The 8,474-nt window shown below is 72.7% G+C and carries 9 protein-coding genes; 3 read left to right on the top strand and 6 right to left on the bottom strand.

What is annotated here, in order from left to right; translation table 11 throughout:
* Positions 1-21: 21 nt before the first annotated feature.
* Complete coding sequence (groL, locus tag ACFW1A_RS16860) at positions 22-1,650, bottom strand: chaperonin GroEL (RefSeq protein ID WP_380409711.1); 1,629 nt, start codon at positions 1,648-1,650, stop codon at positions 22-24.
* Positions 1,651-1,766: 116 nt separating this feature from the next.
* Entirely contained in the window at positions 1,767-2,072 is a 306-nt protein-coding gene (gene groES / locus ACFW1A_RS16855; protein ID WP_110670585.1) for a co-chaperone GroES, read from the bottom strand.
* A gap of 204 nt (positions 2,073-2,276) precedes the next feature.
* On the opposite strand from groES, the gene ACFW1A_RS16850 reads away from it, so the two are divergent.
* The 3 genes from ACFW1A_RS16850 (at position 2,277) to ACFW1A_RS16840 (ending at position 5,712) form a co-directional block, all read left to right on the top strand.
* The gene (locus tag ACFW1A_RS16850) at positions 2,277-3,449 is read left to right on the top strand and encodes a methyltransferase domain-containing protein (protein ID WP_380409708.1); all 1,173 of its coding nucleotides are present in this window, start codon (positions 2,277-2,279) and stop codon (positions 3,447-3,449) included.
* 74 nt (positions 3,450-3,523) lie between these two features.
* Positions 3,524-4,615 (top strand): YncE family protein, encoded by a 1,092-nt coding sequence (locus tag ACFW1A_RS16845; RefSeq protein WP_380409706.1) that lies wholly within the window; start codon positions 3,524-3,526, stop codon positions 4,613-4,615.
* Positions 4,616-4,641: 26 nt separating this feature from the next.
* Positions 4,642-5,712 (top strand): WD40 repeat domain-containing protein, encoded by a 1,071-nt coding sequence (locus ACFW1A_RS16840; protein WP_380409705.1) that lies wholly within the window; start codon positions 4,642-4,644, stop codon positions 5,710-5,712.
* 3 nt (positions 5,713-5,715) lie between these two features.
* On the opposite strand, the gene ACFW1A_RS16835 is transcribed toward ACFW1A_RS16840, so the two are convergent.
* From ACFW1A_RS16835 to rimI, 4 genes are read right to left on the bottom strand one after another with little or no spacing between them, the layout of a single operon-like run.
* The gene (locus ACFW1A_RS16835) at positions 5,716-6,615 is read right to left on the bottom strand and encodes a polysaccharide deacetylase family protein (protein WP_380409703.1); all 900 of its coding nucleotides are present in this window, start codon (positions 6,613-6,615) and stop codon (positions 5,716-5,718) included.
* Between the two features lie 26 nt (positions 6,616-6,641).
* Positions 6,642-6,908 (bottom strand): hypothetical protein, encoded by a 267-nt coding sequence (locus ACFW1A_RS16830; protein ID WP_380409701.1) that lies wholly within the window; start codon positions 6,906-6,908, stop codon positions 6,642-6,644.
* Entirely contained in the window at positions 6,905-7,996 is a 1,092-nt protein-coding gene (tsaD, locus tag ACFW1A_RS16825; RefSeq protein WP_380409698.1) for a tRNA (adenosine(37)-N6)-threonylcarbamoyltransferase complex transferase subunit TsaD, read from the bottom strand. Before tsaD ends, ACFW1A_RS16830 begins: the two co-directional genes overlap by 4 nt.
* A complete protein-coding gene (gene rimI, locus ACFW1A_RS16820; protein WP_380409713.1) occupies positions 7,989-8,459 on the bottom strand; it encodes a ribosomal protein S18-alanine N-acetyltransferase in 471 nt (156 codons plus the stop codon). Before rimI ends, tsaD begins: the two co-directional genes overlap by 8 nt.
* Positions 8,460-8,474: the final 15 nt, after the last annotated feature.

The following is an 8,474-nucleotide window of genomic DNA, read 5'->3' as shown; positions in this document are numbered from 1 at the left end:
GCGTCGGGACCGTGCGGTGCGTCAGTGCGAGTGGCCGTGGCCGCCGTGCGAGTGGCCGGCCTCCGGCTCCTCCTCCTTCTTCTCCACCACCAGGGTCTCGGTGGTGAGCAGCAGGGAGGCGATCGACGCGGCGTTCTCCAGCGCCGAGCGGGTGACCTTGACCGGGTCGATGACGCCGGCCTTCAGCAGGTCGCCGTACTCGCCGGTGGCCGCGTTGTAGCCGTGGCCCTGCTCCAGCTCCGCCACCTTGTGGGTGATGACGTAGCCCTCCAGGCCGGCGTTCTGGGCGATCCAGCGCAGCGGCTCGGCCAGCGCCTTGCGGACCACCGCGACACCGGTCGCCTCGTCGCCCGTCAGGCCCAGGCCGCCGTCCAGCACCTTCTGGGCGTGCACCAGGGAGGCGCCGCCGCCGGCGACGATGCCCTCCTCGACCGCCGCGCGGGTCGCCGAGATGGCGTCCTCCAGGCGGTGCTTGCGCTCCTTGAGCTCGACCTCGGTGGCAGCGCCGACCTTGATCACGCAGACGCCGCCGGCCAGCTTGGCCAGGCGCTCCTGCAGCTTCTCGCGGTCCCAGTCCGAGTCGGTGTTGGCGATCTCGGCCTTGATCTGGCCGACCCGGCCGGCCACGGCCTCGGTGTCGCCGCCGCCGTCCACCACGGTGGTCTCGTCCTTGGTGATGGTCACCCGGCGGGCGGTGCCGAGCACCTCCAGGCCGACCTGGTCGAGCTTGAGGCCGACCTCCTCGGAGACCACGGTGCCGCCGGTGAGGACGGCCAGGTCGCCCAGGATCGCCTTGCGGCGGTCGCCGAAGCCGGGGGCCTTGACGGCCACCGCGTTGAAGGTGCCGCGGATCTTGTTGACCACCAGGGTGGAGAGCGCCTCGCCGTCCACGTCCTCGGCGATGATCAGCAGCGGCTTGGAGGCGCCGGCCTGCAGGATCTTCTCCAGCAGCGGCAGCAGCTCCTGGATCGAGGAGATCTTCGACTGGTTGATCAGGATGTACGGGTCCTCCAGGACCGCCTCCTGACGCTCCGCGTCGGTGACGAAGTAGGGCGACAGGTAGCCCTTGTCGAACTGCATGCCCTCGGTGAAGTCCAGCTCCACGCCGAAGGTGTTCGACTCCTCGACGGTGATCACGCCGTCCTTGCCGACCTTGTCGATCGCCTCGGCGATCAGCTCGCCGACCTGCGGGTCCTGGGCGGAGAGGGCGGCGACGGCGGCGACGTCGTCCTTGCCCTCGATCTCGCGGGCGACCGAGAGCAGGTGCTCGGCGACGGCGGCGACGGCCTTGTCGATGCCCTTCTTCAGGGCGGCCGGGCCGGCGCCGGCGGCGACGTTGCGCAGGCCCTCGTTCACCAGGGCCTGGGCCAGCACGGTGGCGGTGGTGGTGCCGTCACCCGCGACGTCGTTGGTCTTGGTGGCCACCTCCTTGACCAGCTGGGCGCCGAGGTTCTCGTACGGGTCGTCCAGCTCGACCTCGCGGGCGATGGTGACACCGTCGTTGGTGATGGTCGGGGCGCCGAACTTCTTGTCGATGACGACGTTGCGGCCCTTGGGGCCGATGGTCACCTTCACGGTGTCGGCCAGCTTGTTGACACCGCGCTCGAGCGAGCGGCGGGCGTCCTCGTCGAACTGCAGGATCTTCGCCATGATGTCCGTTTCCTTGGGATAACTGCGCTACGTGAACCAACAGCCGCGCCCCGGGCCCCTGTCGAAGACGGGATCCGGGGCGGGCGGACGACGGACCGCCAGGTCCGCCGGAACGCTTACTTCTCGATGATCGCGAGCACGTCGCGGGCCGAGAGGACCAGGTACTCCTCGCCCTGGTACTTGACCTCGGTGCCGCCGTACTTCGAGTACAGGACGACGTCGCCGACGGCGACGTCGAGCGGCAGGCGCTGGCCATCCTCGAAGCGGCCCGGGCCGACGGCCAGGACGACGCCCTCCTGGGGCTTCTCCTTGGCGGTGTCCGGGATAACCAGGCCGGAGGCCGTGGTGGTCTCGGCGTCGAGCGGCTGGACCACGATGCGGTCCTCAAGCGGCTTGATGGCAACCTTGCTGCTGGTGGTCACGTCCGAGCTCCCCTTCGGAGATTACGGGGTTGTCTAACAGGTAGGTGGGCGACGTGACCGGCCTGCCGTCGCGGGGGTCAGGCCCGTTCCGTCGCGTTAGCACTCCCCCTGGGGGGAGTGCCAGGAACGACCTTAGGCCGCGGTTAGCACTCAGTCAACCAGAGTGCCAACGGCGCGCCCAACGATCTCCGCTACCGGGAGAATGTGCGGGTGGAGACGTTCGATGAACTGCTGGCCGAGCGCGGCCAGGCGCTGCTGGCCGAACTGACCGGCCTGGCCCCCGGCGACGAACTGGCCGTGGCCACCCGGCTGCGTCGGCACCACCCGGCCGAGCTGGTCTCGGCCGCGATCGCCCAGGAGCAGCTGCGGCGGCGGGCCGAGGCGAAGTTCGGCCCGGACGCCCGGCGGATGTACTTCACGCCGCACGGGGTCGAGCAGTCCACCCGGCGCAGCGTGGCCGAGTGGCGGGCCGGGCGGTTCGCCGAGCTCGGCACCACCCGGCTGGCCGACCTGTGCTGCGGCATCGGCGGCGACGCGATCGCCCTGGCCCGGCGCGGCATCGAGGTGCTCGCGGTCGACCGCGACCCGTTCACCTGCGCGGTGGCCCGGGCCAACGCCGCGGCGCTCGGCCTGTCCGACCTGATCGAGGTGCGCCGGGCCGACGTCACCGAGCTCGAACTCGACGGCTTCGACGCCGTCTTCACCGATCCCGCCCGGCGCACCGACCGCGGCCGGGTGTTCGACCCCGACGCCTACTCGCCGCCGCTGTCCTGGGCGGTCGAGGCGGGCCGGCGCACCCGGCTCGGCGCGCTCAAGGTGGCCCCGGGGATCGCGCACGACGCGGTGCCCGCGGACGCCGAGGCGGAATGGGTCTCCGACCACGGCGAGGTGAAGGAGGCGGTGCTGTGGTTCGGCACCGGGGCCGCCGAACCGCACCGGGCCACCCTGCTGCCCGGCCCGCACAGCCTGGCCGGCGGCCGGCTGCCCGACCCGCCGGCCGGCCCGGTGCGCCGCTACCTCTACGAGCCGGACGGCGCGGTGATCCGGGCCCACATGGTGGCCGAGGTGGCCGAACGGGTCGGCGGCACGCTGATCGACCCGATGATCGCCTACGTCACCTCGGACACCCTGGTGCGCACCCCGTACGCGCACGCCTACGAGCTCACCGACGTGCTGCCCTACCAGGTCAAGCGGCTCAAGGCGCTGCTGCGCGAGCGCGCGGTGGGCACCGTGGTGATCAAGAAGCGCGGGATGGCGATCACCCCCGAGGAGCTGCGCCGCCAGCTCAAGCCGAGCGGGCCGAACAGCCTGACGGTGATTCTGAGCCGAACCGAGCACGGCCCGCTGATGATGCTCGGGCAACCAGTGCGCGATTAGCGCCCGTGCGGTCACCATCGTGCACTAACCTGCCCGGGGCGCCGTGCTCGACGGCGCCCATCGGGGAGGGGAATATGAACTCGATTGGCACGGTGGGCCGTTGGGCAGTTGCCCTGGCCACCGCGGGGGCGCTGTTAGGTGGTTCGGGGGGTGTCGCGCAGGCCGCGCCGGTGTCCGGCACCGAGGGCCTGGTGGAGCTCGGCAGCACGGGCCTGCCGCCCGGCGGCCCACTGCTCGGTCCGGACGGCAGCCGCGCCTACGCGGTCGCCGAGGACACCGACCTGCACCTGCGGGTGCACGTGGTGAACACCGTCACCGACCGGACGGTCGCCACCGTCGACCTGGGCCAGAGCTACGGCAGCCGCCAGCGCCCGGCGCTCAGCGCGGACGGCAGCCGGCTCTACGTGGTCAACGGGCAGACCCTGTCCGTGATCGACGCGGTCGAGCACCGGGTGCTCGGCACCGTGACCCTGCCGGACGAGCCGCGCCCGACCGGCTGGGGCCCGGGCGTGATCGGCGCCCTGGCGGTCAACGGCTCGACGGTCTACGTCGCGCAGGACGGCCCGGCCCCGGGCACCTCCGCGCCCACCCAGGGCCGCCTGTGGGCCGTCGACACCGTCCACCGGACCGTCACCGGCAGCACGGTGCTGCCCGGCGGCCGGGCGCTCTCCGTCGTCGTCCGGCCGGGCGGCCGCAGCGCCTACGTCTCCACCGAGGTCGGCGTCGTCCACCTGGACACCGGCGGCGCACTGCCCGCCGTGGTCGGCACCGTCCCGGACAGCGCGCACATGGACGGCCTGGCACTGACGCCCGACGGCACCGCGCTGTACGCCGTCAACGACGTCGCGGACGGCTCCGCCCTGCGGATCGACCCGGCCCACGACACCGTGACCGCCCGGCTGGCCCTGACCACCGGCTACGCCCAGCTCGGCACCCCGGTGGTCTCCGCCGACGGCACCCGGCTGTACGTGACCGACGCCTACCCGGCCGACGACCCCGCGGTGCTCGCATTCGACACCGCCACCGGGACCGAGGTGGCGGCGGAGGACGTCCGCGGCTTCGACCTCTCCACCTTCTCCGGGCTGGCCATCGGCCCGGACGGCGCGACCATGTACGCGACCGGCCTGGACGACAACGGCTCCGGCCTGCAGATCTTCGACTTCTGACCTTGGGGGATATCGTGAAGTCTCTTGTGAACAAGACCCGTTGGACCGCCGCGGCGGTGGCGGCCGCGGCCCTGCTGGGCCTGGCCGCGGGCGGGGCCGCGGCCTCGACGCCGGCCACCGGCACCGAGGGCGTGGTCGCGGTCGGCTCCGGCTCGGTGGCGACCGCCGTCAGCCCGGACGGCACCCGGGCCTACGCGGTGGCCCAGCAGAGCGGCGGCGGGGTGGCGCTGTCGGTGGTGGACACCGGCACGGACGCGGTGGTCGGCCGGGTCGACCTGGGCACCGACAGCTGGATCACCTACCTGGCCCTCAGCGCCGACGGCTCCCGGCTGTACGCGCTGCACGGCCACACGCTCAGCGTGGTCGACACCGCCGCGCCGGCCCTGCTCGGCAGCTACGCCCTGCCGGACCAGCCGCGGCCCACCGGCTGGACCCCGGGCGGCACCGAGGGCCTGGCGCTCAGCACCGACGGCTCGACGCTGTACCTCGCCCAGGACGGCCCGGAGACCTACCGCCAGTACGGCCAGGGCCGGGTGCTGACCTTCGACACCGGCAGCCGGACCTTCACCGGTGCGGTGCAGCTGGCCGCCACCGAACTGGGCGCCCTGGCGGTGCGCCCGGGCGGCCACGACCTGTACGCCGGCACCGTGGCCGGCGTGGTCCACCTGAGCACCGCGACCGCGGTGCCGACCGTGGTCGGCACGGTCCCGGGCACCGAGACCGCGAACTACTACCAGCTGGCCTTCGCCCCGAACGGCAGCAAGCTGTTCGCGGTCAACGGCACCGTCAACGGCAAGGGCGCGGTGATCGACCCGGGCACCGACACGGTGACCAAGAACCTCGCGCTGCCCGCCTCCGACCTGCGCGCCCCGCGGGTCAGCGCCGACGGCACCAAGCTCTACATCGCCGACAACGACCTCAACAACGGCGGCGAGGTGCTGGTCTACAACACCACCACCGGCGCCGCGCTGACCCGCCAGACCATCGCCACCGACCAGGACAGCCTGACCGGCCTGGCGCTCGGCCCCGACGGCCACACCGCGTACCTGGGCGGGACCGCCGGGAGCACCGGCAACCTGCAGATCATCGACTACTGACGGTCAGCCAGGGGCCTGGATGTAGTCGTCCAGCCGGGCGACCGCGAAACCCTGTTCCTGGATCCGGCTGACCAGTTCGCCGAACATCTGGGTCATGGTCTCGCCCTTGAGCTCACTCGGGCCGCGGAAGTGGGCCAGGATGATGTCGCCCGGCTGGAGGGTCTTGGCCCCCTGGTACTGCATGTCGTGGATCTGCATCGTCTCCTTCCACAGCACGATCGCCCGCGGGCCGCACTGCTGGACCGACTGGTTCAGCGTCGGCGTGTGGGCCCCGTCGCCGAACGGCGGGCGGAACAGGAAGGGGGCGGTGCCGTACTCCTGGGTGAGCGTCGACTGGTCCTCGCAGATCTCGCTCTTCTGCTTGTCCCCGGTCAGCTTGCTCATCACCGGGTGGGTGACGGTGTGGTTCTGGATCGAATTGCCCAGCGCCTGCAGCGGCTTGAAGTAGCCGTAGTCGTTCTTGATGATGTCCTTGGTCAGGAACATGGTGATCGGGATCTTGAGGTCGGTCAGCATCTGGACGAACTTGGGGTCCTTCTCGGCCCCGTCGTCGATCGTGATGAAGACGACCTTGTCCGTGGTCTGGATGTGGTCGATCACCGGCACCGTACCGGTCTTGGTCAGCTTGACCGGCTTGTCGGCCGGCGCCGCGGGCGCGGCCGGCAGCGGCTTCAGGTTCCACTTCGCCCAGGCCGCCGGGTCGGCGGCACCGCCCGCCGCACCCGGCGAGGCCGGTGCCGACGCGCCGCCGCCCGCCGGGGCGTCGCTCGCCGCGGTGGGCGGCACGGGGGGCTGGCCGGCGGTCGAGGAGCCCGCGCTGCCGGAGCAGCCGCTCACCGCCAGCAGCACCGCGAGCGCACCCGCCGCGGTGGTCGCCGTGCGGTTCCTGGTGGTCGTCTTCACGGCGTGCGGCTCCCCGGTGCTGTCAGTTAAGCGGACCTGCAAGAGACTACCGACTCGCTGTGGAAGGCCCAGCGGTGGACCGGCCGGGCCAGCAGCCCGGCCGGCGGGTCCGGCACCGGCACCGGTTCGGCGGACCACCAGCCGATCAGCAGCACCCGGTCGCCGGGCGCACTGAACAGCTCGGCCCGGTCGGCCCCGGCCAGCGCCGGCAGGCCGTGCGCGCGCGCCCAGGCGAGCAGCTCGGCGCCGCGCCCGGCCGCGGCCCGGGCCTCCCACATCAGCGCTTCGGTCACGACTCCAGCGCCCGGTACGCCTCGCCGTGCACGTCGCCGTGCTGGTGGCCCGGCACCGAGACCTCGGTCACCGGCAGCGAGGAGTCGGCCGACAGGTCCAGCGCCGACGGCGCCCGGTCCCGCCAGACCATCTCGGCGCCCAGCGCGGCCACCATCGCGCCGTTGTCCGTGCACAGGCCCGGGCGCGGCACCCGCAGCCGGATCCCGGCCCGCTCGCAGCGCTGCTCGGCCATCGCGCGCAGCCGCGAGTTGGCCGCCACCCCGCCACCGATCATCAGGTGGTCCACGCCGTGCTGCTGACAGGCCTTGATCGCCTTGCGGGTCAGCACGTCGGTGACCGCCTCCTGGAAGGAGGCCGCCACGTCCGCCACCGGCACCTCCTCGCCGGCCCGCCGCTTGGCCTCCACCCACCGGGCCACCGAGGTCTTCAGGCCGGAGAAGGAGAAGTCGAACTCGGGGTCCTTGGGACCGCTCAGGCCCCGCGGGAAGCGGATCGCCTTGCGGTCGCCCTCGCGGGCGGTGCGGTCCACGATCGGGCCGCCCGGGAAGCCCAGGCCGAGCACCCGGGCCACCTTGTCGAAGGCCTCGCCGGCCGCGTCGTCGATGGTGGCGCCGAGCGGGCGCACGTCGGTGGTGATGTCGGTGGTGAGCAGCAGCGAGGAGTGGCCGCCGGAGACCAGCAGCGCCATCGTCGGCTCGGGCAGCCGGCCGTGCTCCAGCTGGTCCACGCAGATGTGCGAGGCGAGGTGGTTGACCCCGTACAGCGGCTTGTCCAGCGCCCAGGCGTAGGCCTTGGCCGCGCTCACCCCGACCAGCAGCGCGCCGGCCAGGCCCGGGCCCGCGGTGACCGCGATGCCGTCCAGGTCGCGCGCGCTGATCCCGGCCGTGTCCAGGGCGCGCTGGATGGTGGGGACCATCGCCTCCAGGTGGGCCCGGCTGGCGATCTCGGGGACCACCCCGCCGAACCGGGCGTGGTCGTTGACGCTGGAGGCCACCGCGTCGGCCAGCAGGGTGGTGCCGCGCACGATGCCGACGCCGGTCTCGTCGCAGGAGGTCTCGATGCCCAGGACGAGCGGTTCGTCAGCCATGGTCTTCCTCGGTGTTGTTCGTCGTGGAGTGGTCCAGTCGCATCACCAGCGCGTCGACGCCGGCGGGCTGGTAGTAGCCGCGCCGGATGCCGACCGGGGCGAAGCCGTACCGCTCGTACAGGCGCTGGGCGCGGAAGTTGTCCACCCGCACCTCCAGCAGCAGCTCGGTGCAGCCGCGCCGCCGGGACTCCTGGATCAGGTCGGTCAGCAGCACCGCGCCCAGCCCGCGGCCCTGCCACTGCTCGGCCACCGCGATGGTCTGCACGTCGCTCTCCGCGCCGACCGCCATCAGCCCGGCGTAGCCGGCGATCGCGCCGTCCCCGGTGGTGGCCACGGTGTAGTGCCGGGTGCCGTGCGCGTGCGTGTCGGCCAGCTCGGACCAGTACATGCCGCGGGACCAGGCGTCCTCGGGGAAGAGCTTCTGCTCCAGCTCCATCACCGGCTCGATGTCCCACCAGCGCATCGGGCGCAGCGCGGC

It is taken from the genome of Kitasatospora sp. NPDC058965, from assembly GCF_042741245.1.
Lineage (GTDB): Bacteria > Actinomycetota > Actinomycetes > Streptomycetales > Streptomycetaceae > Kitasatospora.
The sequence above is the reverse complement of the archived record's forward strand: the minus strand, read 5'-3'. Positions and strand labels throughout refer to the sequence as shown.